Source organism: Streptomyces sp. NK15101, assembly GCF_020400725.1.
In the GTDB taxonomy this organism is placed as follows: domain Bacteria; phylum Actinomycetota; class Actinomycetes; order Streptomycetales; family Streptomycetaceae; genus Streptomyces.
In genome coordinates this window covers 97,341-121,207 of sequence record NZ_JAINVG010000014.1, presented here as the reverse complement: position 1 = coordinate 121,207, position 23,867 = coordinate 97,341, and the positions used below count along the sequence as shown (strand labels likewise).

General features: G+C 73.5%; 27 protein-coding genes and 1 riboswitch. Of the genes, 12 read left to right on the top strand and 15 right to left on the bottom strand.

Annotated features, from left to right (window positions below; genetic code table 11):
• Positions 1-231: 231 nt before the first annotated feature.
• From K7G60_RS11125 to bioB, 8 genes are all read right to left on the bottom strand, one after another.
• On the bottom strand, positions 232-1,251 hold the full coding sequence (locus K7G60_RS11125; protein ID WP_225800662.1) for a hemolysin family protein: 1,020 nt from the start codon (positions 1,249-1,251) through the stop codon (positions 232-234).
• The gene (locus tag K7G60_RS11120) at positions 1,248-2,585 is read right to left on the bottom strand and encodes a hemolysin family protein (protein WP_225800661.1); all 1,338 of its coding nucleotides are present in this window, start codon (positions 2,583-2,585) and stop codon (positions 1,248-1,250) included. Before K7G60_RS11120 ends, K7G60_RS11125 begins: the two co-directional genes overlap by 4 nt.
• Before the next feature lie 220 nt (positions 2,586-2,805).
• Positions 2,806-3,243 (bottom strand): GNAT family N-acetyltransferase, encoded by a 438-nt coding sequence (locus K7G60_RS11115; RefSeq protein ID WP_225800660.1) that lies wholly within the window; start codon positions 3,241-3,243, stop codon positions 2,806-2,808.
• A 40-nt stretch (positions 3,244-3,283) separates the two neighbouring features.
• Positions 3,284-3,946: a class I SAM-dependent methyltransferase gene (locus K7G60_RS11110; RefSeq protein WP_225800659.1), complete on the bottom strand. Its 663-nt coding sequence runs from the start codon at positions 3,944-3,946 to the stop codon at positions 3,284-3,286.
• An 11-nt stretch (positions 3,947-3,957) separates the two neighbouring features.
• Positions 3,958-4,302, bottom strand: a complete 345-nt coding sequence (locus K7G60_RS11105; RefSeq protein WP_225800658.1) for a VOC family protein — start codon at positions 4,300-4,302, stop codon at positions 3,958-3,960.
• A gap of 4 nt (positions 4,303-4,306) precedes the next feature.
• Positions 4,307-5,038: a dethiobiotin synthase gene (gene bioD, locus K7G60_RS11100; RefSeq protein WP_225800657.1), complete on the bottom strand. Its 732-nt coding sequence runs from the start codon at positions 5,036-5,038 to the stop codon at positions 4,307-4,309.
• 131 nt (positions 5,039-5,169) lie between these two features.
• Entirely contained in the window at positions 5,170-6,450 is a 1,281-nt protein-coding gene (locus K7G60_RS11095) for an adenosylmethionine--8-amino-7-oxononanoate transaminase (protein WP_225800656.1), read from the bottom strand.
• A complete protein-coding gene (gene bioB / locus K7G60_RS11090) occupies positions 6,443-7,702 on the bottom strand; it encodes a biotin synthase BioB (protein ID WP_225800655.1) in 1,260 nt (419 codons plus the stop codon). The genes K7G60_RS11095 and bioB overlap by 8 nt, the downstream gene beginning before the upstream one ends.
• Positions 7,703-7,845: 143 nt before the next feature.
• Here bioB and K7G60_RS11085 point away from each other — a divergent pair, with 143 nt between their 5' ends.
• Together K7G60_RS11085 and K7G60_RS11080 are read left to right on the top strand one after the other, a co-directional pair.
• Complete coding sequence (locus K7G60_RS11085; RefSeq protein WP_225800654.1) at positions 7,846-9,024, top strand: 8-amino-7-oxononanoate synthase; 1,179 nt, start codon at positions 7,846-7,848, stop codon at positions 9,022-9,024.
• 170 nt (positions 9,025-9,194) lie between these two features.
• Positions 9,195-9,632 carry an ATP-binding protein gene (locus tag K7G60_RS11080; protein ID WP_225800653.1) on the top strand — a complete coding sequence of 146 codons (438 nt, stop codon included), beginning with the start codon at positions 9,195-9,197 and terminating at the stop codon, positions 9,630-9,632.
• 181 nt (positions 9,633-9,813) lie between these two features.
• Here the strand turns inward: K7G60_RS11080 and K7G60_RS11075 are convergent, their stop codons facing one another.
• From K7G60_RS11075 to K7G60_RS11065, 3 genes are all read right to left on the bottom strand, one after another.
• Complete coding sequence (locus K7G60_RS11075; protein WP_225800652.1) at positions 9,814-10,290, bottom strand: C40 family peptidase; 477 nt, start codon at positions 10,288-10,290, stop codon at positions 9,814-9,816.
• Positions 10,291-10,292: 2 nt separating this feature from the next.
• A riboswitch (cyclic di-AMP (ydaO/yuaA leader) is annotated at positions 10,293-10,415 on the bottom strand.
• A gap of 400 nt (positions 10,416-10,815) precedes the next feature.
• Positions 10,816-11,121, bottom strand: a complete 306-nt coding sequence (locus K7G60_RS11070) for a hypothetical protein (RefSeq protein ID WP_225800651.1) — start codon at positions 11,119-11,121, stop codon at positions 10,816-10,818.
• Between the two features lie 7 nt (positions 11,122-11,128).
• Positions 11,129-11,746, bottom strand: a complete 618-nt coding sequence (locus K7G60_RS11065; protein ID WP_225800650.1) for an ATP-dependent Clp protease proteolytic subunit — start codon at positions 11,744-11,746, stop codon at positions 11,129-11,131.
• 63 nt (positions 11,747-11,809) lie between these two features.
• On the opposite strand from K7G60_RS11065, the gene K7G60_RS11060 reads away from it, so the two are divergent.
• Entirely contained in the window at positions 11,810-12,088 is a 279-nt protein-coding gene (locus tag K7G60_RS11060) for a type II toxin-antitoxin system Phd/YefM family antitoxin (RefSeq protein ID WP_225800649.1), read from the top strand.
• Positions 12,089-12,294: 206 nt separating this feature from the next.
• Here K7G60_RS11060 and K7G60_RS11055 read toward each other — a convergent pair whose 3' ends face one another.
• Complete coding sequence (locus K7G60_RS11055) at positions 12,295-13,293, bottom strand: ABC transporter permease (RefSeq protein WP_225800648.1); 999 nt, start codon at positions 13,291-13,293, stop codon at positions 12,295-12,297.
• Between the two features lie 104 nt (positions 13,294-13,397).
• Between K7G60_RS11055 and K7G60_RS11050 the strand changes: the two genes are divergently transcribed.
• From K7G60_RS11050 to K7G60_RS11015, 8 genes are all read left to right on the top strand, one after another.
• On the top strand, positions 13,398-14,030 hold the full coding sequence (locus K7G60_RS11050) for a TetR/AcrR family transcriptional regulator (protein ID WP_225800647.1): 633 nt from the start codon (positions 13,398-13,400) through the stop codon (positions 14,028-14,030).
• Positions 14,031-14,193: 163 nt separating this feature from the next.
• A complete protein-coding gene (locus K7G60_RS11045) occupies positions 14,194-14,496 on the top strand; it encodes an urease subunit gamma (protein ID WP_030686168.1) in 303 nt (100 codons plus the stop codon).
• 14 nt (positions 14,497-14,510) lie between these two features.
• A complete protein-coding gene (locus tag K7G60_RS11040; RefSeq protein WP_225800646.1) occupies positions 14,511-14,852 on the top strand; it encodes an urease subunit beta in 342 nt (113 codons plus the stop codon).
• Complete coding sequence (locus tag K7G60_RS11035; RefSeq protein WP_225800645.1) at positions 14,845-16,566, top strand: urease subunit alpha; 1,722 nt, start codon at positions 14,845-14,847, stop codon at positions 16,564-16,566. Before K7G60_RS11040 ends, K7G60_RS11035 begins: the two co-directional genes overlap by 8 nt.
• The gene (locus tag K7G60_RS11030) at positions 16,566-17,231 is read left to right on the top strand and encodes an urease accessory protein UreF (RefSeq protein ID WP_225800644.1); all 666 of its coding nucleotides are present in this window, start codon (positions 16,566-16,568) and stop codon (positions 17,229-17,231) included. Before K7G60_RS11035 ends, K7G60_RS11030 begins: the two co-directional genes overlap by 1 nt.
• A 74-nt stretch (positions 17,232-17,305) precedes the next feature.
• Positions 17,306-17,983: an urease accessory protein UreG gene (gene ureG / locus K7G60_RS11025; protein WP_225800643.1), complete on the top strand. Its 678-nt coding sequence runs from the start codon at positions 17,306-17,308 to the stop codon at positions 17,981-17,983.
• Positions 17,980-18,723, top strand: coding sequence for an urease accessory protein UreD (locus K7G60_RS11020; RefSeq protein ID WP_225800674.1), 744 nt, complete (start codon positions 17,980-17,982; stop codon positions 18,721-18,723). Before ureG ends, K7G60_RS11020 begins: the two co-directional genes overlap by 4 nt.
• 143 nt (positions 18,724-18,866) lie before the next feature.
• Positions 18,867-20,444: an alpha/beta hydrolase gene (locus tag K7G60_RS11015; RefSeq protein WP_225800642.1), complete on the top strand. Its 1,578-nt coding sequence runs from the start codon at positions 18,867-18,869 to the stop codon at positions 20,442-20,444.
• Between the two features lie 73 nt (positions 20,445-20,517).
• On the opposite strand, the gene K7G60_RS11010 is transcribed toward K7G60_RS11015, so the two are convergent.
• Positions 20,518-21,552 carry an NAD(P)-dependent oxidoreductase gene (locus K7G60_RS11010; RefSeq protein ID WP_225800641.1) on the bottom strand — a complete coding sequence of 345 codons (1,035 nt, stop codon included), beginning with the start codon at positions 21,550-21,552 and terminating at the stop codon, positions 20,518-20,520.
• A gap of 10 nt (positions 21,553-21,562) precedes the next feature.
• Positions 21,563-22,336 (bottom strand): 1-acyl-sn-glycerol-3-phosphate acyltransferase, encoded by a 774-nt coding sequence (locus K7G60_RS11005; protein ID WP_225800673.1) that lies wholly within the window; start codon positions 22,334-22,336, stop codon positions 21,563-21,565.
• Positions 22,337-22,414: 78 nt separating this feature from the next.
• Here K7G60_RS11005 and K7G60_RS11000 point away from each other — a divergent pair, with 78 nt between their 5' ends.
• Complete coding sequence (locus tag K7G60_RS11000; RefSeq protein ID WP_225800640.1) at positions 22,415-23,419, top strand: DUF3048 domain-containing protein; 1,005 nt, start codon at positions 22,415-22,417, stop codon at positions 23,417-23,419.
• A gap of 9 nt (positions 23,420-23,428) precedes the next feature.
• Here K7G60_RS11000 and K7G60_RS10995 read toward each other — a convergent pair whose 3' ends face one another.
• A complete protein-coding gene (locus K7G60_RS10995; protein ID WP_225800639.1) occupies positions 23,429-23,629 on the bottom strand; it encodes a hypothetical protein in 201 nt (66 codons plus the stop codon).
• Between the last annotated feature and the right edge of the window lie 238 nt (positions 23,630-23,867).

The following is a 23,867-nucleotide window of genomic DNA, read 5'->3' as shown; positions in this document are numbered from 1 at the left end:
GGGCGGGCCGAGCGAGCCAGGGGGGCGGTGCCGCGGAGCCGCCCGCCTCCGTCGCGGCGGACACCGGGGAGCTGCTGCTCCTCCTCCACCGCCGGTACGACGCCGACGACCCGCGCTTCAGCCGCACCGGCGACCGGGACCTGCTCGACGACTGGCTCGCCGCCACCGCCCTCTGACGCGCCGGGGCCCCGGGAAGCGGATCCCGGGGCCCCTCTCGGGCGGTGCGGCCGGTCACGGTGCCGCCGGGCGTCCCACCAGCTCGCGCAGCACGTCCTCCATCGTCACGAGGCCGGCCGGCTTGCCGTCCTCGTCGAGCACGGCCGCCAGATGCGTCCGGCTGCGGCGCATCGCGGTGAGGACGTCGTCCAGCGGCGTCGCCGCCCGGACCCGGGCGATCGGCCGCAGTGCCGTCACCGGGAACGGCAGGTCGCGCGGGGTGGCGTCCAGGGCGTCCTTGACGTGCAGATAGCCCAGGATGCGGCGCTCGGAGTCGACGACCGGGAAGCGGGAGTAGCCGGTCCGCGCCGCCAGCGCCTCCAGCTCCTCCGGAGTGGTGCCCACCTGCGCGTACACCACCTTCTCCGCCGGCATCACCACGTCCCGCACGGGACGCCGGCCCAGCTCCAGGGCGTCGTGCAGCCGCTCGGCGGCCCGGTCGTCCAGGAGACCCGCGTCGCCCGCGTCGGTGACCATCCGGGCCAGCTCGTCGTCGGAGAAGGTCGCCGAGACCTCGTCCTTGGCGTCCACCCGCAGCAGCTTCAGCAGCGCGTTGGCGAAGGCGTTGATCGCGAAGATCACCGGCCGCAGCGCCCGGGCGAGCGCCACCAGGGGCGGACCGAGGAGCAGTGCCGAGCGCGTCGGCTCGGCGAGCGCGATGTTCTTCGGCACCATCTCGCCGAGCAGCATGTGCAGATACGTCGCCAGGGCCAGCGCGATCGCGAACGAGATCGTGGCGGCCACGCCGTGCGGCACGCCGACCGCGTCGAAGACCGGTTCCAGCAGGTGCTCGATGGCCGGCTCGGCGACGATGCCGAGGACCAGGGTGCAGAGCGTGATGCCGAGCTGCGCCGCCGCGAGCATCGCGGAGACGTGCTCCAGGCCCCAGATGACGCTGCGCGCCCGCCGGTTCCCGGAGTCGGCCAGGGGTTCGATCTGGCTGCGGCGGACCGAGATCAGGGCGAACTCGGCGCCGACGAAGAAGGCGTTGACGACCAGGGTCAGCAGGCCGATCAGCAGCTGGATCGCGATCATCGGCCGGCCTCCCCGGACTCGTCGGTGTCGTGCGCGGGGGCGTGCAGCAGTACGCGCGCGGCGCGCCGGCCCGAGGAGTCGACGACGTCGAGGCGCCAGCCGGCCAGCTCCACGCGGTCGCCGACGGCGGGGATGCGGCCCAGCTCCGTCGCGAGGACGCCCGCGAGGGTCTCGTACGGGCCGTCCGGCACGCGCAGGCCGATCGTGGCCAGCTGGTCCGTACGGGCGGCGCCGTCGGCGGACCACAGTTCGCGCCCGTCCGCGTCCTCGCCCGCCCGCGCCAGGTCCGGCGTCTCGTGCGGGTCGTGCTCGTCGCGCACCTCGCCGACGACCTCCTCGACGATGTCCTCCAGGGTGACGACCCCGGCCGTGCCGCCGTACTCGTCGATGACGACGGCCATCGTCTGCCGGCCCGACAGCCGGTCGAGGAGCCGGTCCACGGTGAGCGTCTCGGGAACGAGCAGCGGCTCGCGCAGCATCTCGCCGATCCGGCGGCGGGGCCGCTCCCCGGCCGGTATCGCGAGGACGTCCTTGATGTGGGCGATGCCGACGACCGCGTCGAGGCTGCCCCGGTAGACGGGGAAGCGGGACAGGCCGGTCGCGCGGGTCGCGTTGGCGACGTCCTCGGCGGTGGCCTGCACCTCCAGGGCGGTTACCTGCACGCGGGGCGTCATCACGTTCTCGGCGGTCAGTTCCGCCAGGTTGAGGGTACGGACGAACAGCTCGGCCGTGTCCGCCTCCAGGGCGCCCTCCTTCGCGGAGTGCCGGGCGAGCGCCACCAGCTCCTGCGGGGAGCGCGCGGAGGCCAGCTCCTCGGTCGGCTCCATGCCGAGGCGGCGCAGGATCCGGTTCGCGGTGTTGTTGAGGTGGCCGATCAGCGGCTTGAAGGCGGCCGTGAACACGCGCTGCGGGGTGGCCACCACCTTCGCGACGGCGAGCGGCGAGGAGATCGCCCAGTTCTTGGGGACCAGCTCGCCGACGACCATCAGGACGACGGTCGACAGGGCGGTGCCCAGGACCAGGGCGACCGAAGAGGCCGTCGAGGCCGAGAGTCCGATCGACTCCAGGGGGCCGCTGATCAGCTTGGCGATCGAGGGCTCGGAGAGCATGCCGACGACCAGGTTGGTCACGGTGATGCCCAGCTGTGCGCCGGAGAGCTGGAAGGTGAGCGAGCGGACGGCTTTGAGCGCGCCCGACGCCCCCCGCTCGCCGCGCTCCGCGGCGGCTTCGAGCTCGCCGCGCTCGACCGTGGTCAGCGAGAACTCGGCCGCGACGAACGCACCGCACGCGACTGCGAGCAGGAGCGCCACCACGAGCAGAAGCACTTCGGTCATCGGTTCACCTCCGTCCCATGATCAGTCAGCGGGAGAGGGATCGCTCGATGTCGGCGGTCGGAACCAGCGCTACTGGGGGGCTCGCCCATGGGCGGACGCTCACACCTTTCGGTCGTCGGGAGGAGACACCATGGTAAAGGATCGGCAAAGCCGGATGATGATCACCCCGGAGATCACCCGGTGACCACTTCGGGCGATCACGCCGGTGCCCATTCGGCGATCACCCCGTGACCCGGGCCGCGAGCGGCTTCACCCAGCGGCGCCAGCGCTCCTCGCGCTGGTAACCGGCGGCCGTCCACAGCGCCCGGCCCCGCTCGTTCGCCTCCAGGACCATGGCGTCCGCCCGCCGTCCGCCGAGCGCGAGGAACCTCTCCTCGGCCGCGCGGAGCAGCGCGGTGGAGATGCCGCGGCGGCGGTACGAGGGCAGCACGGCGAGCCGGTAGAGGGAGGCGCGCCAGCCGTCCCAGCCGGCGATCACGGAGCCGACGATCACGCCGTCGGCGAAGGCGAGGATCAGGGCCTCGGGGTCGCGCTCCACCAGCCGGGTCACCCCGTTCACGTCGTCCGAGACGGACGTGCCCTCGGCCGACTCCTTCCAGAAGGCCAGGACGGCCTCGACGTCGTCGGGAGCGGCCGGACGCATCTGCAGATCGATCATGGCGGGATCCCATCACGCGGGACGGCGGCGGCGCCAGGCATTACCGCCTGGCCGTGCCCAGGACGCAGGGGGAGGACGGCAGCCGCGGGCCCTGCTCCGGAACGTCGAAGGAGCGGTACGAGACCAGGCCGAACCCGGCGGCCTCGATCGCCGCCAGCGGGGCGCGGGAGGTGTGGCAGCCGCCGAAGAGCAGCGGCCAGACCGTCCGGTCGAGGCCCCGCTGCACCCGCGCGAGCCCGGGCGTGTCCGCCGCCCCGTGCTCGAAGAACCGCAGCTCGCCGCCGGGCCGCAGGACCCGCCACAGCTCGGCGAGGGCCTGCGGCACGTCCCGCACGGTGCACAGCACCAGCGAGGCCACCGCCGCGTCGAAGGAGCCGTCCGGTCCCGGCAGCGCCTCGGCCGTGCCCGGCAGCACGGTCACCGGGACGGCCGCCCGGCGCGCGGCCCCCTCGGCGAGCCGGCGCAGATGCGGCTCCGGCTCGACGGCGACGACCTCGGTGACCCCGGCCGGGTAGTGCGCGAAGTTCAGGCCGTTCCCCGCCCCGATCTCGACGACCCGGCCGGACAGCCCGGCGAGCAGCTCCGTCCGCAGGGCGGCGAGCCCGCCCCGCGTGTCGGCCGACTCGCTGAACCGGGCGTAGAAGCGGGCGAACAGCGGATGACGGACGCGAGGGGCCCGGCGGGCCGGGCGGTGCGGAGTCACCGGAGCCGCCCTCAGCCCGTCACGAAGCAGAACTCGTTGCCCTCCGGGTCCCGCATGACCTGGAAGGAGCCCTGCTCGTCGGTGACGAGCCCGCCGACCGCGACCGCCCCGAGCGGCACCGCCTCCCCGGCCGCCCGTGCCGGATCGGCCACCTCCAGGTCGAGGTGGACCCGGTTCTTCGCGGCCTTGCCCTCCGGCACCCGCTGGAAGGCGATCCGTACGAACTCCGGCGGATCCACGTACGACCAGTCCGCGCTCCGGTCGACGGGCTCCCCGCCGAGGAGCCCGGCCCAGAAGCGGACCAGCGCCGCCGGAGCGGCGCAGTCGAAGACGATCTCCTGAACGTGTGCGCGCATGCGGTCAGCCTACGGAGAGCGGTGCCGCCTGCGCCTCCGTGAACGCCTCCGCGTCCCACGCGCCGCCGAGCCCCGGCCCCAGCCAGCCGCCCGCGGCCGCCCGGAACTCCGCCGGGCCCAGCGCGCCCGAACCCTCCGGCACGGCTCCGAGCAGCGGGGCGCCCGCCACCTCCGGCAGGTCCGCGAGGTTGCAGCGCGCCGCGAGGTCCGGCTCGGCCGGCCAGCTGCCGACGACCACGCCGAGCTGCTCGATCCCGCGCGCCCGCAGCGCCTCGGCCGTCAGGGCCGTCGAGTTGAGCGTCCCCAGACCGGCCGGCGCCACCACCAGGACCGGCGCGCCGAGCAGCGCGGCCGCGTCGGCGAGCGTGCCGTCCTCCTCGTCGAAGCGGACGAGCAGCCCGCCGGCGCCCTCCACGAGCACCAGGTCGTGGTCCTCGGCCAGCTTCCGGGCGGCCTCGGCGACCTCCCGGGGCCCGACCGGGGCGAGCCCGGCCCGCCGGGCGGCCGTACCGGGAGCCAGCGGCTCCGGGAAGCGGCCGAGTTCGGCGGAGGCCGCGGCGCCCGAGAGGCGTACGACCTCGTCCGCGTCGCCCTGCTCGTCCGGCCCGACACCGGTCTGAGCGGGCTTCAGGACGGCGACGGACCGTCCGGCGGCCGTGGCGACGGCGGCGACGGCCGCGGTGACGACGGTCTTGCCGATCTCGGTGCCGGTGCCGCTGATGACGATGATGTCCATGGGGACGTCCTTCCTTGTTCGGTGCGGGGCGGCGCGGGTTCAGGCGCGGAAGCCTCCGGCGCCGGCAAGGGCGCCGTCCGTTGTGGGCATGCGTCCCGCCCCGGCGGAACGCATGCCCACAACGGGAGGGATCAGCCCGCTGCCGCCGCCGCCTTCACCGCCGTGCAGATGCGGGCCAGGTCCTCGTCGCCCGTCACGTACGGCGGCATCGTGTAGATCAGGTCGCGGAACGGGCGCAGCCACACGCCCTCCCGGACCGCCGCGCGCGTCGCCGCCGCCACGTCGACCTCGTGGTCGAGCTGGACGACGCCGATCGCGCCGAGCACCCGCACCTCGCGGACGCCCGGGAGACCGGCCGCCGGGGCGAGCCCGTCCCGCAGGCCCGCCTCGATCCGCTTCACCTCGACCTGCCAGTCCTGGGAGAGCAGCAGGTCGATCGAGGCGAGGGCGACCGCCGACGCCAGCGGGTTCCCCATGAAGGTCGGCCCGTGCGCCAGGACGGGGACCTCGCCGCGCGAGATCCCGTCGGCGACGCGGCTCGTGCAGAGCGTCGCCGCCATCGACAGATAGCCGCCGGTCAGCGCCTTGCCCACGCACATCACATCGGGGGAGACCCCCGCCTGGCCGGCGGCGAACAGCGTGCCCGTCCGTCCGAACCCGGTCGCGATCTCGTCGAACACGAGCAGGACGTCGTGCGCGTCGCAGGCCTCGCGCAGCACCCGCAGGTACGCCGGGTCGTGGAAGCGCATGCCGCCCGCGCCCTGCACGACCGGCTCCACGACCACCGCGGCCAGTTCGTGCGCGTGCTCGGCGATCGCCGTCCGCAGCAGCTCCGCGTACGACTCCTCGTACGCGGCCGGCGGGGCCTCCACGAACACCTGCCGCTGGAGCACCCCCGACCACAGCTCGTGCATCCCGCCCTGCGGGTCGCACACGGACATCGGCTGCCAGGTGTCCCCGTGGTAGCCGCCGCGCCAGGTGAGGAGCCGCCGCTTCTCGGGGCGGCCCAGGGAACGCCAGTACTGCAGGCACATCTTGGCCGCGACCTCGACGGAGACCGAGCCCGAGTCGCTGAGGAAGACGTGCCGCAGTGGCTCCGGGGTGATCTCCACGAGCCGGGCGGCGAGCCGGACGGCCGGCTCGTGGGTGAGCCCGCCGAACATGACGTGACTCATCTTCTCCAGCTGACCGCGCACCGCCTCGTTCAGCACGGGGTGGTTGTAGCCGTGCACCGCCGACCACCACGAGGACATGCCGTCGACCAACTCGGCCCGTCCCTCGACGGGTTCGGCGAGCCGGAGCCGCACACCGGACGCGGACGCGACGACCAGCGGCTCCGCCCGGCCCGGCATGGGGCCGTACGGATGCCAGACGTGCGCCCGGTCCAGGGCGAGGAGCTCGTCGTTACGCATTCGGCGCGAGGTCCGTGCCGGCGCCCCGGCGGCGCACGGCCACCAGGTCGGTGCGGGCCTCGTCGGAGGTGCGAGCCGCGGCCGGGGCGGGCGCCGCCGGAGCCGCGTGACCGCCGCAGGGGCCGCAGCCGCCGCCCTCCTCCGCGTGTCCGCCGCAGCCCGCGCCGTCCGCCGAGGCCTCCGAGCCGCAGCCCGCCGAGGCCTTCGAGCCGCAGCCGCCCGTCGCGCCCGCCGCCGCGAGCGCGTCCGCGCGGTGCTTCGGCAGGGTGGTCGTGCCCGCGCCCTCCACCTCGAAGCCCGCGTCCGCGATCATGTCCAGGTCGGCCTGGCCGGCCTGGCCCTCGCTGGTCAGGTAGTCGCCGAGGAAGATCGAGTTCGCGATGTTCAGCGCCAGCGGCTGCATCGACCGCAGGTGCACCTCACGGCCGCCGGCGATCCGCACCTCGACGTCGGGGCAGACGAACCGGACCATCGCGAGGATCCGCAGGCAGCGCTGCGGGGTGAGGTTCCACTCCTTCGCGAGCGGGGTGCCCTCGAACGGGATCAGGAAGTTGACCGGCACAGAGTCGGAGTCGAGCTCGCGCAGCGCGTAGACGACGTCGACCAGGTCCTCGTCGCTCTCGCCCATGCCCGCGATCAGGCCCGAGCAGGCCGACAGACCGGCGGCGTGCGCCTTCTGCACGGTGTCCACGCGGTCCGCGTAGGTGTGGGTCTTGGTGATGCCCCCGTACGTCGCCTCGGACGTGTTCAGGTTGTGGTTGTACGCGTCGGCGCCGGCCTCCCGCAGCCGCTCCGCCTGGCCGTCCGAGAGCAGACCGAGGCAGGCGCACACCTCGATGCCCTCGTTCTGCTCCTTGATCGCCTCGATCGTCTTCCCGACGCGCTCCACGTCCCGGTCCGTCGGGCCGCGGCCGCTGGCCACCAGGCAGACCCGCTTGGCGCCGCCCGCGACGCCCGCCGCCGCGGCCTGCGAGGCCTCGTCCGGCTTCAGCCAGGTGTACTTGAGGATCTCCGCCTTCGAACCGAGCCGCTGAGAGCAGTACGAGCAGTCCTCGGGACAGAGACCGGACTTCAGGTTGACCAGGTAGTTCAGCTTCACCCGGCGCCCGAACCACTGACGGCGCACCTTGCCGGCCGCCGCCACCACCTCGAGCAGTTCGTCGTCGGAGGTCGCCAGCACGGCGAGCGCTTCTTCACGGGTCGGCAGCTCGCGCCGCAGCCCCTTCTCCACCAGCGTGTTCAGCAGGTCCATAACCGCAGATCCTTGCCTACCGCCCGCCCCCGGGCCAAGGAGGAACCGAACAAACGCCCCCGATCGAGGTGTGTGGATGACCACATCCCGGCCTCGGCATCCTGCGGTTAGGGTCTGTGCGCTGCCTACAAAAGGATCGCCGCATGCCACGGGACGACGACGCACGGGCCGCGGACCCGCGCCGCACCGCCTTCGACTGGACCGACGCCGAGGCGCGCCGCCGGGCCGAGGCGGGTCTCGTCCGGACGCTGCGCCCCCGGGCGGCCGAGTCGGACCTCCTGGACCTGGCGAGCAACGACTACCTCGGCCTCACCCGCCGGGCCGAGGTCACCGAGGCGGCGGCCGAGGCGGCCAGGCGCTGGGGCGCCGGCTCCACCGGCTCGCGGCTCGTCACCGGCACCACCCGGCTGCACACCCGTCTGGAGCGCGAACTCGCCGAGTTCTGCGGCTTCGAGGCGGCCCTCGTCTTCTCCTCCGGCTACACCGCGAACCTCGCCGCGCTCACCGCGCTCGGCGGCCGGGACTCCCTGATCGTCTCCGACGCCTCCAACCACGCCTCGATCGTGGACGGCTGCCGCCTCTCGCGCGCCGAGACCGCCGTCGTCCCGCACACCGACGCCGAGGCCGTCGCCAAGACCCTGGGCGCGCACCCGGGACGCCGGGCCCTGGTCGTCAGCGACTCCGTCTTCTCCGTCGACGGCGACAAGGCCCCGCTCCCCGAACTCGCCGAGGCCTGCCGCGCGCACGGCGCCGGACTGGTCGTCGACGACGCCCACGGCTTCGGTGTCCTCGGCGACGGCGGCCGGGGCGCCCTGCACGAGGCCGGACTCGCGGGCGACGAGGACGTCGTCGCCACCCTCACCCTCTCGAAGTCCCTCGGCAGCCAGGGCGGCGCCGTCCTCGGCCCGGCCCGGGTGGTCGAGCACCTGGTGAACGCGGCCCGCACCTTCATCTTCGACACCGGGCTCGCCCCGGCCGCCGCCGGCGGAGCGCTCGCGAGCCTGCGCCTGATCGCGGCCGAACCGGCCCTCGCCGAGCGGGCCCGCGCCGTCGCCGGCACACTGCACCGGCTGCTCACGGAGGCCGGACTCACCTCCGCCCGGCCCGACGCGGCCGTCGTCTCGGTCCACGCGCCCTCCCCGGAGGCGGCGCTGCGCTGGGCGGCGGACTGCCGCGAACAGGGCCTCCTGGTCGGCTGCTTCCGGCCCCCGTCCGTCCCCGACGGCATCTCGCGGCTGCGCCTCACGGCCCGGGCCGATCTGACGGACGCGGAGATCGGACGTGCGGTGGAGACGATCCTGCGGACCGCACCACCGGTCTGACGACCCGTCGGGAGGCCCAAGGACGTTCCCCGGCAGCAGAGTTCACCGCTTCGGGCGACAGATGGGGACATATCTTGGTGGAACGACTGCCGGGGCGGCACGATCGGTGGGACCCTGACGCGTAGCGCGATCCGGGGCCGAAGCCCCGGCGGGAAAGGGACAGCGTCGCCATGGCAGACCATCAGGAAGCATCCGTCACGCTGCCGAGCGATCCCGCGTCGGTCCCCACCGCCCGGCGGTACGTCGCGGAGGTCCTCGACGGTTGGGGCCTCGACGGCGCCGACGACCTCGCGGACGCGATCCGCCTGATGGTCTCGGAGCTGACCACCAACGCCGTCCTGCACACCTTCGGGCAGTCGCCCACCTTCACGGTCGACGTCCGCCTGGAGCGCGAGGAGCTCCTCCACATCGGCGTCACCGACAGTCACCCGCGCTGGCCGCGCCGCCTTCCGGCGGCGGTCCAGCAGGACAACGGCCGGGGCATGGTCATCATCCGCTCCCTGGCGGCGGAGGCGGGCGGGCGCCTCTCGGTCACTCCGACCGAGGAGGGCGGCAAGACGGTCTGGATCACCCTCCCGTGGACCCGGGCGACCGTCTCGTACGTCTGAGGCCGTCCTCGTACGTCTGAGGCCGTCCCCTACGTCCAGGGCGGTCCCGTACGTCCAGAGCCGGTCCGCGAAGACGGGCCCCGCGGTTTTCCCCGGCGCAGGGGTGCGGCGGCGCCACCGCACCCCTGGGGCGGGGTCTCGGGCCCCCGAGGCCTGAGACCGGGTCAGTGCCCGGCGGGCGTCATCGGACGCGGCCGTAGTAGACCTTCGACGTCCAGATCTTGTCGAGCTTCACCCAGGATCCCCTCTTGGGCGAGTGCCAGATCTTGCCGCTGCCGGCGTAGATGCCCACGTGGTAGACGCTCCCGCCGGAGTGGAAGAAGACCAGGTCCCCCTTCTGCCTGCTGGACGCGGAGACGTGCCGGGTCTTGTTGTACTGCTGCTGCGCGGTGCGGGGCAGCGACTTGCCCGCCTTCTTGTACGCGTAGAGCGTCAGACCGGAGCAGTCGAACCGGGTGGGTCCGGCGCTCCCGTACCGGTAGGGGGCTCCTTGCTTCGAGGCGGCGACGCTCAGTGCCTTGTTCGCGTAGGTGGTCGCTGCCTGGGCCTCGGACGTCGCACCGGGTGCGAGCATCGTGCCGCCGACGGCGGCGAGGGTGAGAGCCGAGACGGCTCCGGCCCGGGACAGCAGGGACGGGACGTGCATCTGCGCAGTCATGCGCAACCCTTCGTCAGCCGCCTGCGAAGGATGACCTGTCGGGTTCGGGCTGGCGAAGATGCCCGGCCGCGGCTGCGGCTTCACCCCAAGGAACGGCCCCGCTGCGGAAACAGCGCGTACGTCCCGTACTGCTCGGGTCCTCCACTCCTGCCGATCCACTCCTGTCGACCAGACGTCCGGGACGGCGGCAGGACTCGGCGTCCGCCCGGACCGCCCCGCCTCGGATGGCGGGGGCTTGTCGTCGACAGGGATCTTGACCCACACCTGGGGTGAAATCCGAGTTGAAACGGCTATATGTGAGGCTCCTCACGACTGATCCATTCGGGTGGACAGGCTGCTTTCGTGATCGCCGGAGGTTTGGCCTACGAGCCCCGCACCAGCGATGGAACGTCCCATTCCGCCAGATGCGTACACCTGTTGTGCAACTCACCCCGCACATATGTCGACTCATCGACTACGCCGAACGAGGGAGCGATTCTGCGTTGTGTGTCGGCCGTACGGACCTCGACACGACATGCCGGAATGTCAACTCGCCCGTGCGCGGGGGACGGTGACGCGGTCGGCGCGGCGCTCGCCGTCCAACACCCGCAGGGCGCGCGCCAGGGTTTCCGCGTGCACCTCGCTCTCGCCCCGCATATGCATGACCGTCAGGGCCTCGCGCAGCGCCTCCGCGCGTCCCACCAGCGCCTGTGCCGCTCGCAGTGCCCCATAGGTATGCGTACCCCTGGATGGGTTGATCTTTCCCAGGAGGTCGACGACTTCGAGGTACGCATCGATCAACTCGCCCTCGGCCCGCGTCAGTGCGGGCAGCGGCGGCAGCTCGGGCACCACGGCCGGCTCACCGCGCCGCGCCGGCGTCGCGCCGGCTCGTGATCACGTGGTCCACCAGTCCGTACGCGACGGCCGCGGGCGCGTCCAGGACGGTGAGGCGGTCGAGGTCGGCGTCGATCCGGTCCCGGCTCTGTCCGGTGTACTCGGTGAGCATCCCGGCCGTCAGGGCGCGCAGCCGTAGCAGCTCGCGCGCGTGGATGTCGAGGTCGCTCGGCTGCCCCTGGAGGGGTTCGTCCAAGGCCGGCTGCCGGAGGGTGATCCGGGCGCCGGGGAGGACGAGCCGCTTGCCGGGGGTGCCGGCGGCGAGCAGGACGGCGGCGGTGGACGCGGCCTGGCCCAGACAGGTGGTCTCCACGTCGCAGGAGAGCGTCCGCATCGTGTCGTGGATGGCGGTCATGGCGCCGATCGAGCCGCCGGGGGAGTTGATGTAGAGCGCGATGTCCTGACCGGGGGCCGCGTAGTCCAGGTGCAGGAACTGGGCGATGACGTCGTTGGCCGAGGTCTCGTCGATCGCCGTGCCGAGGAAGACGATCCGGGATTCGAGGAGCTTCGAGTACGGGTCCAGGGTCCGGGTTCCGAAGCTCGTCCGCTCCGTGAACTCGGGCAGGACATGGCGGGCGTCCATGGCTGAGCACCTCCAGCTGTCTGTAAAAAATGTACAGGACGTACAGACCGTAAGATGGGGAGCATGACCTACGAGATCCCGGTGACGCAAGCGCGGGCTGAGCTGGCCGACCTCATCAACCGCGTCGTCTACGGAGGGGAGCGCGTCGTCGTCACCCGCCACGGGAAGCCGCTCGTCGCCCTGGTCTCCGCCGCTGACCTGGAAGAACTCGAGGCGGCGGAGAAGCCCGCCGACGAGCAGGTGGTCAGCTCGCTCTCCGGGCTGCACCCGGTCGACTCCGCTCCCGGCGAACAGCGCCGCTTCGGCATCGCCGCCCACCACCGCGAGCCCGGCGCCTCCTGACGGATCCGCGCGGGAGCACGAGCGGGCGCGTCCCGGCGCCCGCGCGGCTTCTTCGCGCCCGCGCGGCTCCCGGCCCTGCGTGGCTCTTACGCGCCCCCCGCGCGGCCCCCGCTGAGCTCCCGCCCCCCCGCGCGTGGGCGGCGCGAAAAGGCCGCGCACCCCCGTCCGCTACAGCGGGGGCGCGCGGCCGTCTGCGGGTGTGGGGTTCAGCCCACCGGCACCGGAGCCTGCGCCGGCGCCGGGACCGCTTCCGTCCGGCGGCGTCGCGCGCCGAGCGCGGTCGCGGCCAGGCCGGCCACGGCCCAGAGGGAGAGGACGAGCAGCGGTCGGCCCGCCGCCGCGCCCTCGAAGGCGGACACCGACCGGAGGGCCGAGCCCCCGGCGCCCGGCGGCAGCCACTGGCCGAGCGCGCCCACCCCGGTGGGCAGCAGCTCCGGCGCGCTCGACATCCCCGAGAAGGCGTTGCCGAGAAGGATCGTCAGGACGGCTCCGAGCGCGAGGCCGGGCTTGCCGAGCAGGGTGGCGAGCCCCGCGAAGGTCGCGCCGATGGCCAGCACGGTCAGGCCGAGGACCCCGGCCTCGGCCCACCAGTCGCCGGCCAGCGCGCCGAGCCAGCTGTCGGCCAGCGCCGCGCCCACCGGTCCGGTGAGCGCCGCCGCGCCGACCAGGGTCGCGACCGCCCCGGCCCCGCGCAGCCCGAGCAGGACGGTGGCGGCGCCCGTGACCGCCCCGACCAGGGCGAGGGGGAGCAGGCTCGCGCCGAGCGCGGCGCCGCGCGGGTCGCCCGCCGGTGCGGCGACCACGTCCGTGACCCTGACCGGTGCCCCTGCCGGGACCTGCGCGGTCACGGCCTCGCGCAGCAGCCCGGCCACGGCGGGGCTCGCCGCCGAGGCGGTGAGGAGTTCCGTACCGCCCGGGGTGACGACCACCGCGCCGTACACGTCACGGTTCTCGATCGCGGCCCGCGCGGCCCCGGCGTCCGCGTAGCGGTGGATCTCGAAGGCTCCCTCGTGCCGGCCGAGTCCCCGTTCGACCGCGGTGGCCGCGGCGGCGGGTCCGGCCACCCCGATCGGCAGGTCGCGGGGTGCGATGCGCGCCGCCGGCCAGGCGAAGACCGAGAGGACGAGGGCGGCGAGGGCCGGTATCAGTACGAGCACCGCGAGGGTTCTGCGTCCTGCGGCCGGCGGGACGATGGCTGCTGGCATGGCGGCCTCGATTCAAAGCGAAGGATCGTTCGTTTTACGTTGGCCCCAGCGTGCGCCGCCACCCGGCAGTTGTCAAGAATGAATATTCGTTTTAGGTTCGCTCCATGGCACGTGTCTCCCAGGAACACCTCGACGCCCGGCGCCGCCAGATCCTCGACGGTGCCGCGCGCTGCTTCGCCCGCAACGGCTTCCACGCCACGTCCATGCAGGACGTGCTCGCCGAGGTGGGCCTGTCCGCGGGCGCGGTCTACCGCTACTTCCGCGGCAAGGAGGAGCTGATCGGGGCCATCGCCACCGAGGCCTTCGCCGGCATCCGGAGCGCCTTCGAGGAGGCGTCCCGCGCCACTCCGCCGCCCACCCCCGACGTCCTCCTCGGCTCGGTGCTCCGGCTCTTCCTGGAGGAGCGGATCGAGGGCGCGGACCGCCAGGCCTTCGCGCGGCTGATCATCCAGGTGTGGACCGAGACCCTGCGCAACGAGAGGCTGGCCGAGACCCTCGCCGAGGGCTACCACGGGATGCGGGCCGCCTGGACGACGCTGGTGACCGCCTACCGCGAGAGCGGCCTCCTGCACGCCGACGTCCCCGCCGACCACGTGGCCCGCACCCTCATCGCCACCGCCCAGGGCTTCATCGCCCAGCAGGCGCTCTTCGGCGACGTGGCCGTGGAGATCCTGCAGGACGGACTGCGCGGCCTGATGTCGATGTCCCCGCCCGGGGGCGCGGAGCCGGTCCGATGATCATGGTTACGCAAAGCCGGAGTTAACGAGCCGGAAAAACTTCCGCCCTAACGTGCAATGTCTGGCCGCGCACCGCATCTCCGCAGTTCAACAGAGTGTTGACGGTCGGTAGGGTCCGCAGCTGTCCGGGGTCCGATCCGGTCGACGACTGTGAGGTGGAAGAGTGCAACTGAGCCCGCACGAGCAGGAGCGCCTGCTCATTCATGTGGCGGCCGATGTGGCCGAGAAGCGTCGGGCCCGCGGTGTGCGGCTCAACCACCCCGAGGCCGTCGCGCTGATCACCTCGCACATCCTGGAAGGCGCCCGGGACGGCCGGACGGTCGCCGAGCTGATGGCCTCCGGGCGCAAGGTGCTCACCCGCGACGAGGTCATGGACGGCATCCCGGAGATGATCCACGACGTCCAGGTCGAGGCCACCTTCCCGGACGGCACCAAGCTCGTCACCGTCCACGACCCCATCGTCTGACCGGGCGGCCGCCGATGATCCCCGGAGAGATCCTGTACGCGGACGGATCCGTCACCCTCAACGAGGGACGCCCCGTCACCCGCCTCACCGTGCTCAACGCCGCCGACCGGCCCGTCCAGGTCGGCTCCCACTACCACTTCGCCGAGGTCAACCCCGGCCTCGACTTCGACCGCGCCGCCGCCCGGGGGCAGCGGCTGCACATCGCCGCCGGGACCGCCGTCCGCTTCGAGCCCGGCATCCCCGTCGAGGTCGAACTGGTCCCGATCGCCGGCCGCCGGATCGTGCCCGGCCTGCGCGGCGAGACCGCCGGCCCCCTCGACGCTCCCGCACACGACAAGGACGGCGACCGTGCCTGACCTCCACCGCGCCGTCTACGCCGACCTGTTCGGCCCCACCACCGGCGACCGCGTGCGCCTCGCCGACACCGACCTCCTCGTCGAGATCGAGGAGGACCGCTGCGGCGGCCCCGGCCGCGCCGGCGAGGAAGCCGTCTTCGGCGGCGGCAAGGTCGTCCGCGAGTCCATGGGCCAGGCCCGCACCACCCGCGCCGAGGGCGCCCCCGACACCGTCATCACCGGCGCCGTCGTCATCGACCACTGGGGCGTCGTCAAGGCGGACATCGGCATCCGGGACGGCCGGATCACCGCCCTCGGCAAGGCCGGCAACCCCGACACCATGGACGGCGTCCACCCCGACCTCGTCATCGGCCCCGAGACCGAGATCATCGTCGGCAACGGCCGCATCGTCACCGCGGGCGCCGTCGACGCCCACGTCCACTTCATCTCGCCGACCGTCGTCGAGCAGGCCCTCGCCACCGGTGTCACCACCCTCGTCGGCGGCGGCACCGGACCGGCCGAGGGCACCAAGGCGACCACGATCACGCCCGGCCCCTGGCACATGGCCCGGATGTTCGAGGCGCTGGACACCTTCCCCGTCAACATCGGCCTGCTCGGCAAGGGCAACACCACGTCCCGGGAGGCGATGCACTCCCAGCTGCGCGGCGGCGCCCTCGGATTCAAGATCCACGAGGACTGGGGCGCCACCCCCGCCGTCATCGACACCTGCCTGGGCGTGTGCGAGGAGACCGGCGCCCAGCTCGCCATCCACACCGACACCCTGAACGAGGCGGGCTTCGTCGGCGACACCCTCGCCGCCGTCGCCGGCCGCACGATCCACGCGTACCACACCGAGGGCGCCGGCGGCGGGCACGCCCCCGACATCATCACCGTCGTCTCCGAGCCGTACGTCCTGCCCAGCTCGACCAACCCGACCCGGCCGCACACCGTCAACACCATCGAGGAACACCTCGACATGCTGATGGTCTGCCACCACCTCAACCCGGCCGTCCCCGAGGACCTCGCCTTCGCCGAGTCCCGCATCCGGCCCTCCACCATCGCCGCCGAGGACGTCCTCCACGACCTGGGGGCCATCTCGATCATCTCCTCCGACTCCCAGGCCATGGGCAGGATCGGCGAGGTGATCATGCGGACCTGGCAGACCGCCCACGTCATGAAGAAGCGCCGCGGCGCCCTGCCGGGCGACGGCCGCGCCGACAACCACCGCGCCCGCCGCTACGTCGCCAAGTACACGATCAACCCGGCCGTCGCCCAGGGCATGGACCACCTCATCGGCTCGGTCGAGCCCGGCAAGCTCGCCGATCTGGTCCTCTGGGAGCCCGCCTTCTTCGGCGTGAAGCCGCTCGTCGTCGTCAAGGGCGGCCAGATCGCGTACGCGCAGATGGGCGACGCCAACGCCTCCATCCCCACGCCGCAGCCCGTGCTGCCCCGCCCGATGTTCGGCGCGCTCGGCCGGGCCGCCGCGGCCGGCTCGGTCAACTTCGTCGCCCAGGCGGCCATCGAGGACGACCTGCCCCAAAGGCTCGGACTGCACAAGGAGTTCACCGCCATCGGCTCCACCCGGCGGGTGACCAAGGCCGACATGCGCGAGAACGACGCACTGCCCCGGGTCGAGGTCGATGCCGACACCTTCTCGGTGACCATCGACGGCGAGACCGTCGAACCGGCACCCGCCGCCGAACTGCCCATGTCCCAGCGTTACTTCCTCTTCTGATGACGCTCTCCGCGCTCCTCGTGCTCGCCGACGGCCGCTTCCCCGCCGGCGGGCACGCCCACTCCGGCGGCGTCGAGGCCGCCGTCAGGGCGGGCCGCATCAAGGACGCCGCCGGCCTGGAGTCCTTCTGCCGGGGCCGCCTGCACACCACGGGCCTCACCTCCGCCGCGCTCGCCGCCGGAGCCGCGCACGGACTCGACCCGTACGAGCTCGACGCGGCGGCCGACGCCCGCACGCCCTCGGCGGCCCTGCGCGCCGCCGCCCGCAGACTCGGCCGCCAGCTGATGCGGGCCGCCCGCGCCACCTGGCCGAGCCCCGAACTCGACGCGCTGGCCGCCGCGTTCCCGCGCGGCGCCCACCAGCCCGTCGTCCTCGGCACCGTCGCGCGGGCCGCCGGACTCGGCCCCGAGGAGGCGGCGCACTGCGTCGCGTACGAGACGGTCGGCGGCCCGGCGACCGCGGCCGTCCGCCTCCTCGGCCTCGACCCCTACCAGGCCACCGCCGTCCTCGCCCGCCTCGCGCCCGAGATGGACCAGGTGGCCGAGCGGGCCGCCGCGGCCGCCCGGCAGGGCGTCGTCGACGCCCTGCCCGCCGCCTCCGCGCCGCTGCTCGACCTCACCGCCGAACAGCACGCGGCCTGGCCGGTCCGCCTCTTCGCCTCCTGAGCACCGCCTTGAGCACCGTCCTGAGCTCCACCCCGAGCGCCGCCCCCGCGCCACCTGAACACCCGGGAGTCCCCATGCACCTCGACCACGGCCACACCCACCACGGCGCCGTCTCCGCCGACGCCCACCGCCCCGACGGCACCCGCCGCGCCCTGCGGATCGGGCTCGGCGGACCGGTCGGCTCCGGCAAGACCGCCACCGTCGCAGCCCTCTGCCGGGAGCTGCGCGACACCCTCTCCCTCGCCGTCGTCACCAACGACATCTACACCCGCGAGGACGCCGAGTTCCTGCTCCGCGAGGCCGTCCTGCCGCCCGAGCGCATCCAGGCCGTGGAGACCGGCGCCTGCCCGCACACCGCGATCCGCGACGACATCTCCGCCAACCTCGAAGCCGTCGAGGACCTGGAGGACACGGTCGGCCCGCTCGACCTCGTCCTCGTCGAGTCCGGCGGCGACAACCTCACCGCCACCTTCTCCAAGGGGCTCGTCGACGCCCAGATCTTCGTCATCGACGTGGCCGGCGGCGACGACATCCCCCGCAAGGGCGGCCCCGGCGTCACCACCGCCGACCTCCTCGTGATCAACAAGACCGACCTCGCCCCGTACGTCGGTTCCGACCTGGAGCGGATGGCCCGCGACGCGAAGGAGCAGCGCGGCGACCTGCCCGTCGCCCTCACCTCCCTGCGCGGCGAGAGCGGCGTCGCGCCCGTCGCCGACTGGGTCCGGGCACGGCTCGCGGCGTGGACCGCGTGAGCCTGCGCGCCACCGCCCGGATCGCCGCCGACGCCGACGGAGGGCTGCCGCTCCTGGTGAGCGACGGCCCCCTCGCCCTGCGCCGCACCCGGGCCGCCGGACCGTACACCCGGGTCACCGTCGTCGGCGCGATGAGCGCCCCGCTCGGCGGTGACCGGCTCGCGATCGAGACCGAGGTGCGGGACGGGGCCCGGCTCCTGGTCGACTCGGCCGCCGCCACCCTCGCCCTGCCCGGCCGGAGCACCGACCCCGCCGCGTACGACGTGCGGATCGCCGTCGGCGACGGAGCGGTGCTCCGCTGGCTGCCCGAGCAGCTCGTCTCCGCGGCCGGCTCGCACCTGCGGATGCGCACCGCCGTCGACCTCGCGCCCACGGCGCGGCTCGTGCTCCGGGAGGAACAGGTCCTCGGCCGGCCCGGCGAACCGTCCGGCACCCTCGTCACCCGCCTCGCCGTCCGCCGTGCCGGCCGCCCCCTGCTCGACCAGGAGCTGGCCTTCGGCCCCGGCGCGCCCGGCGGCTGGGACGGCGGCGCGGTCCTCGGCGGCCACCGGGCCACCGGACAACTCCTCGTCGTCGACCCGGCGTTCGCCGAGAAGCCGGTGGAGGCACGGCCGTACGGGGAGAACGCCGTGGTCAGCCCGCTCGCCGGCCCCGCCGCCCTCGTCACCGCCGTCGCCCCCGACGCGCTCGCGCTGCGCCGGCTCCTCGACATGGCTTTGTCCGAACTCGCCCCGTTCTGAACCTCTCTCGGATCCGTACCGCTCAGCGGTACACCACTCACCGGTTATTGGTTCGGCAAAGAAACACGTGTACGCCCTTTCATCCTGAGCCCCGGTGACGAAAGGATCCCCCGGACACACAGACTCCTTCAGGGGGAGGACCATTGAGACGCACAGCAGTGCTCGGCTCCGCCGGCACTCTGATAGCGGGCACGCTCATGGCGACCGCGCTCGCTGCGCCGACGGCCGGTGCCGTCACCGGCCAGGACCGGGACGACGAAGCGCGCGGCGCGGCCATCGCCGCCGCCCGGGCCGCCGAGGCCGGCATCGACTGGCAGGACTGCCCGGCCGACTGGGGCCTCGCCAAGCCCATCCAGTGCGGCTGGGTGACCGTCCCGGTCGACTACGCCAAGCCCGACGGCAAGAAGATCAAGATCGCCGTGGACCGTGCCGTGTCCACCGGCACCGCCGCCGAGCGCCAGGGCGCGCTGCTCTACAACCCGGGCGGCCCCGGCGGTTCCGGCCTGCGCTTCCCGCGCCGGGTCACCACCAAGAGCCCGCTCTGGGTGAACACCGCGAAGGCGTACGACTTCGTGGGCTTCGACCCGCGCGGCGTCGGCCACTCGGCGCCCATCTCCTGCGTCGACCCGACCGAGTTCGTCAAGGGCCCGAAGCTCGACCCGGTCCCGGACAGCGAGGCGGACAAGCTCGCCCAGCGCAAGCTGGCCGCCGAGTACGCCAAGGGCTGCGCCGAGAAGAGCGGCGACATGCTGCCCTACATGACGACGCGCAACACCGCCCGTGACCTCGACGTCATCCGGGCCGCGCTCGGCGAGAAGAAGCTCAACTTCATCGGCGTCTCCTACGGCACCTACCTGGGCGCCGTCTACGGCACGCTGTACCCGGACCACGTGCGCCGCATGCTCGTCGACAGCGTGGTCAACCCGGCGAAGAGCAACATCTGGTACCAGGCCAACCTGGAACAGGACATCGCCTTCGAGGGCCGTCTGAAGGACTGGATGACCTGGGTCGCCCAGAACGACGCCACCTACCACCTCGGCGACACCCTGGCGGAGGTCCAGCAGCAGTGGGTGACCCTGCGCGCCGCCGCCAAGAAGGAGCCCCTGGGCGGCAAGGTCGGACCGGCCGAGCTCATCGGCTTCTTCCAGAGCGCGCCGTACTACGACTCCGGATGGGCCCCGGTCGCGGAGGCCTGGAGCGCGTACGCCGCGGGTGACCCGCAGCCGCTGATCGACGGCGCGGCCGCGGACCTCACCGACACCGCCGGCAACATCGCGTCGGAGAACGGCAACGCCGTCTACACCGCCGTCGAGTGCGCCGACGCGCCCTGGCCGACGAACTGGAACAAGTGGGACCTGGACAACTCCCGCCTCCACGAGCAGTACCCGTTCATGACCTGGGCGAACGCCTGGATGAACCTGCCGTGCGCCACCTGGTCCGCGCCGCGGCAGAAGCCGACCCAGGTCAAGACCGGCAAGGGCCTGCCGCCGGTGCTCATCGTCCAGTCCGAGCGTGACGCGGCGACGCCGTACGCCGGCGCGGTCGAGCTGCACAAGCGCTTCAAGGGCTCGCGCCTCATCACCGAGAAGAACGCGGGCTCGCACGGCGTCACCAGCCTGGTGAACCCCTGCATCAACTCGCGGGTCGAGACGTACCTGCTCACCGGCGAGGTGGACAGCCAGGACGTGACGTGCGAGCCGCACGCCACGCCCCAGCCGTAACACCCGCACCACGCCAGAAAAGAGGGGCGGTCGCCGCACGGCGGCCGCCCCTCCGCGCGTCGGCGTGCGTGCGTCAGCGCGAGGCGAGCCAGGCGTCCTCGGCCGCGTAGTCGAACCAGTCCTGCCCGTACTTGGCGAGGTTCGGGAACGCCTCCAGCCATCCCCGGCCCGCCAGCCGCTCCGCCAGCCACTCCACCGTCGCCGGCAGCGACTCCACGTACCCCACCACCGGCCGGTAGCCCAACTCCCGCTCCGCGGCCGTCATGTCGTACACGATCGGCGCGTCCAGGCCCCACGGCGTCTCACCCACGATGCCCACCGGAGGCGGTCCGTCCACGAGCACCGTCTCGCTCTCCACGCCCACGACCGCGTCCACCGCCGCCGAGATCTCCGCGACCGTCGGCGCCTGGGGATCGGCGGCGTTGAGGATCCGCGTGCCCGGCCGCTCCGCCGCGAGCCGGATCAGCTCGGCCAGGTTGTCCACGTGCGAGGGGTGGAACCGTGACAGTCCGCCGTACGCGAGCACCCGCACCGGGCGCCGGTCGAGCGCCCGCTTCACGAAGAACAGCTCGCGCGGCGACCGGCAGTGCGGGCCGTGGATCGAGCCCGCCCGCAGCAGCGTCGTCGGGAGCAGCTCCCCGGCCTCCGTCAGCGCCCGCTCCAGGGCGACCTTCCGCGTGCTGTACGAGCTGTCGCCCGGCGCCACCGTCGGAAGCGACTCCAGGATCGGCACCGGGTAGCGCGGGAAGCCGTCCGGCCGGTCCTGGGTGTCGAAGCTGCGCCCCTGCTCGTCCTCGTACACCGCCCCCGTGGAGATCACCACCGCCGAGCCGATCCGGTCCGCGAGACCGGTCAGCTGGGCGGCGTGCCCCGCGTCGTACGCCACGATGTCCACGAGGACGTCGGTGCCCCCGCCGAGCGCCGACGCCAGCGCGCCCTCCTCGTCCCGGTCGAGCCGCACCGACCGGACCTCGTCCGGCCACCTGCCGTCCCTGCCGCCGCCCCGGGAGGCGGCCGTCACCTCCCAGCCGTCCGCGACGAGCGCCCGCACGGCCGCCCGCCCCACCTGTCCTGTCGCACCCAGCACGAAAGCGTTTCCCTTGGTCATGCGAGGGACGCTACGGGTGTCCGGGGCCGCGACCCAGGGGATTGCGCCGTGCGCGGATCCGCCCTCGGCGTTCCCCGTGCGGGAACTGATCCGAGGATGCGTCACCACCGGACGCCGCGGCCTTCACCACCGCCGCGTACTCGTCCACGTACTCCTGACCCGACAGGCGCAGGATCGCGTACATGATCTCGTCCGTCACCGCCCGGACCACGGCCCTCTCGCCCGCCGACCCGGCGAACCGGGAGAAGTCCAGCGGCTCTCCGAACCGGATGGTGACCCGGCGGATCCTCGGCACGACCTTCCCCGGCGGCTGGATCTCGAAGGTCCCCACCATCGCGCACGGCACCACCGGGACCCCCGCGGTCAGCGCCATCACCGCCACTCCCACCTTGCCCTTGTAGAGCCGCCCGTCGTGCGAACGCGTCCCCTCCGGATAGATCCCGAGCAACTCGCCCCGGTCGAGGACGCCCAGCCCCTCCCGGATCGCCGCCCGGCCGGCCTCCTTCCCCGACCGGTCCACCGGGATCTGTCCGGCGGCCCGGAAGAAGGCCGCCGTCAGCCGGCCCTTGAGGCCGGGCCCCGTGAAGTACTCCTGCTTCGCGAGGAAGGTGATCCGCCGGTCCAGGACGGCCGGCATCAGGAAGTGGTCGGAGAAGGAGAGGTGATTGCCCGCGACGATCGCGGCACCCTCCTCCGGGACGTGCTCGAGCCCCTCGATCCGCGGCCGGAACAGCAGCCTGAGGAACGGCCCGAGCAGGACGTGCTTCATCAGCTGGTAGAACACCCGAAACCCCCGTTCGTCGTCCGTCACGCCCGTTGTATCCCCGCACGGGCCCGTGGTCCACTGGTGGGGGAGCGTCACATGACGGGCGAGCGCGGAGCCAGGCGCCCCGGCCGCGTCCTCACCGCGCTGTTGTGCGCGCTGACGGCGGCCGGGCTGTACGGCTGCTCCGACTCGGGCCCGCCGCCGCAGCCGCGTCCCACGCCGACGACCGCGCCCGCCACCCCGGCCGCCGGTCTGTCGCCCTTCACCGGCCTTCCCGCGAAGCCCGCGCCCGTCCTGGCCGTGAAGCTGGACAACGTGCCGGCGGCCCGCCCCCACACCGGACTCGGTGCCGCCGACCTCGTCTACGTCGAACAGGTCGAGGGCGGAGTCACCCGGCTCCTCGCCGTCTACTCCTCCCGCCTCCCCGACCTCGCCGGCCCCGTCCGCAGCGCCCGCGAGTCCGACATCGCCCTGCTCGCCGACTACGGCCGCCCGGTCCTCGCCTACTCCGGCGCCCAGTCCGCCCTCGGCCCGCTCCTCCGGGCCGCGCCCCTCGGCCTCGTCACGGAGAGCACCGCGCCCCAGGCCTTCCTGCGCTCACCGGACCGGCCCGCCCCGCACAACCTCTACCTGCGGCCCGGCCGCGCGCTCGCCGCCGCACCGAAGGCCGAGCACAGCCGGGACATCGGCTTCCGCTTCGGAGCCGCTCCGCCCGGCGGCACCCCGGTCACCACCTCGACCGTCCGCTACCCGGCGGCCCGCTACGCCTTCACCTGGTCCGCCGCCGACCACGCCTGGCGCGTCGCCATGGACGGCCGCGAGGCCCGCGCCACCGACACGGGCCCGCTCACGCCGGAGACGGTCGTCGTCCAGCGCGTCACGATCCGTCCCTCCCGCTTCCACGACCGCTTCGGCTCGGTCTCCCCGTACAGCGAGACCGTCGGCAGCGGCACCGCCCTCGTCCTGCGCGACGGGCGCGCCCACGAGGCCCGCTGGTCCCGCCCCTCCGCGGCCTCCGGCACCACCTTCACCACCCCGGCCGGCGCGCCCCTGCCCTTCGCCCCGGGCCAGACCTGGATCGTCCTGGCCCCGCGCGCGTAGGGCCGGGGTTCAGGACGTGGTGCCCGGCGGGCGGGAGCGGGGGGACGGTGGTACGGAGCTGTCCGCCGCCGCCATCCCGATCGTCGCCACGACCAGGACCACCAGACCGAACCAGAGCCAGCCGCTGCTGCCGAGCGCCACCGTGTAGGCCGTCGTCAGCACCAGCGCCGCGCAGGTGAGCACCGTCATCGTCTTCGTGGGACCGGACATCAGCCCGTCCTCCTCCCGACCGGGGCCGCGGAAGCCGTCCAGCCCATCGTGACCCCGGGAGAGGGGCGCGCGCTACTCCCCGGACGCGCCGGCGTGCGCCGGAACGCGAACCGGGTCCGGCACCACAAGCGGCACCGGACCCGGAAGGGGGCCGTGGATCCAAGATTTGGATTCAGGATCCTGGATCCAAGATCCGGATTCAGAATTCTGGATCCAAGATTCGGATTCCGGCTCCAGG

Excerpts from the sequence above, each read along its gene's own strand:
- K7G60_RS11125 (WP_225800662.1), bottom strand. The coding sequence starts at position 1,251 with ATGATCGCGATCCAGCTGCTGATCGGCCTGCTGACCCTGGTCGTCAAC.
- K7G60_RS11120 (WP_225800661.1), bottom strand. The coding sequence starts at position 2,585 with ATGACCGAAGTGCTTCTGCTCGTGGTGGCGCTCCTGCTCGCAGTCGCG.
- K7G60_RS11115 (WP_225800660.1), bottom strand. The coding sequence starts at position 3,243 with ATGATCGATCTGCAGATGCGTCCGGCCGCTCCCGACGACGTCGAGGCC.
- K7G60_RS11105 (WP_225800658.1), bottom strand. The coding sequence starts at position 4,302 with ATGCGCGCACACGTTCAGGAGATCGTCTTCGACTGCGCCGCTCCGGCG.
- bioD (WP_225800657.1), bottom strand. The coding sequence starts at position 5,038 with ATGGACATCATCGTCATCAGCGGCACCGGCACCGAGATCGGCAAGACC.
- K7G60_RS11095 (WP_225800656.1), bottom strand. The coding sequence starts at position 6,450 with ATGCGTAACGACGAGCTCCTCGCCCTGGACCGGGCGCACGTCTGGCAT.
- bioB (WP_225800655.1), bottom strand. The coding sequence starts at position 7,702 with ATGGACCTGCTGAACACGCTGGTGGAGAAGGGGCTGCGGCGCGAGCTG.
- K7G60_RS11085 (WP_225800654.1), top strand. The coding sequence starts at position 7,846 with ATGCCACGGGACGACGACGCACGGGCCGCGGACCCGCGCCGCACCGCC.
- K7G60_RS11080 (WP_225800653.1), top strand. The coding sequence starts at position 9,195 with ATGGCAGACCATCAGGAAGCATCCGTCACGCTGCCGAGCGATCCCGCG.
- K7G60_RS11075 (WP_225800652.1), bottom strand. The coding sequence starts at position 10,290 with ATGACTGCGCAGATGCACGTCCCGTCCCTGCTGTCCCGGGCCGGAGCC.
- K7G60_RS11065 (WP_225800650.1), bottom strand. The coding sequence starts at position 11,746 with ATGGACGCCCGCCATGTCCTGCCCGAGTTCACGGAGCGGACGAGCTTC.
- K7G60_RS11060 (WP_225800649.1), top strand. The coding sequence starts at position 11,810 with ATGACCTACGAGATCCCGGTGACGCAAGCGCGGGCTGAGCTGGCCGAC.
- K7G60_RS11055 (WP_225800648.1), bottom strand. The coding sequence starts at position 13,293 with ATGCCAGCAGCCATCGTCCCGCCGGCCGCAGGACGCAGAACCCTCGCG.
- K7G60_RS11050 (WP_225800647.1), top strand. The coding sequence starts at position 13,398 with ATGGCACGTGTCTCCCAGGAACACCTCGACGCCCGGCGCCGCCAGATC.
- K7G60_RS11040 (WP_225800646.1), top strand. The coding sequence starts at position 14,511 with ATGATCCCCGGAGAGATCCTGTACGCGGACGGATCCGTCACCCTCAAC.
- K7G60_RS11030 (WP_225800644.1), top strand. The coding sequence starts at position 16,566 with ATGACGCTCTCCGCGCTCCTCGTGCTCGCCGACGGCCGCTTCCCCGCC.
- ureG (WP_225800643.1), top strand. The coding sequence starts at position 17,306 with ATGCACCTCGACCACGGCCACACCCACCACGGCGCCGTCTCCGCCGAC.
- K7G60_RS11010 (WP_225800641.1), bottom strand. The coding sequence starts at position 21,552 with ATGACCAAGGGAAACGCTTTCGTGCTGGGTGCGACAGGACAGGTGGGG.
- K7G60_RS11000 (WP_225800640.1), top strand. The coding sequence starts at position 22,415 with ATGACGGGCGAGCGCGGAGCCAGGCGCCCCGGCCGCGTCCTCACCGCG.
- K7G60_RS10995 (WP_225800639.1), bottom strand. The coding sequence starts at position 23,629 with ATGTCCGGTCCCACGAAGACGATGACGGTGCTCACCTGCGCGGCGCTG.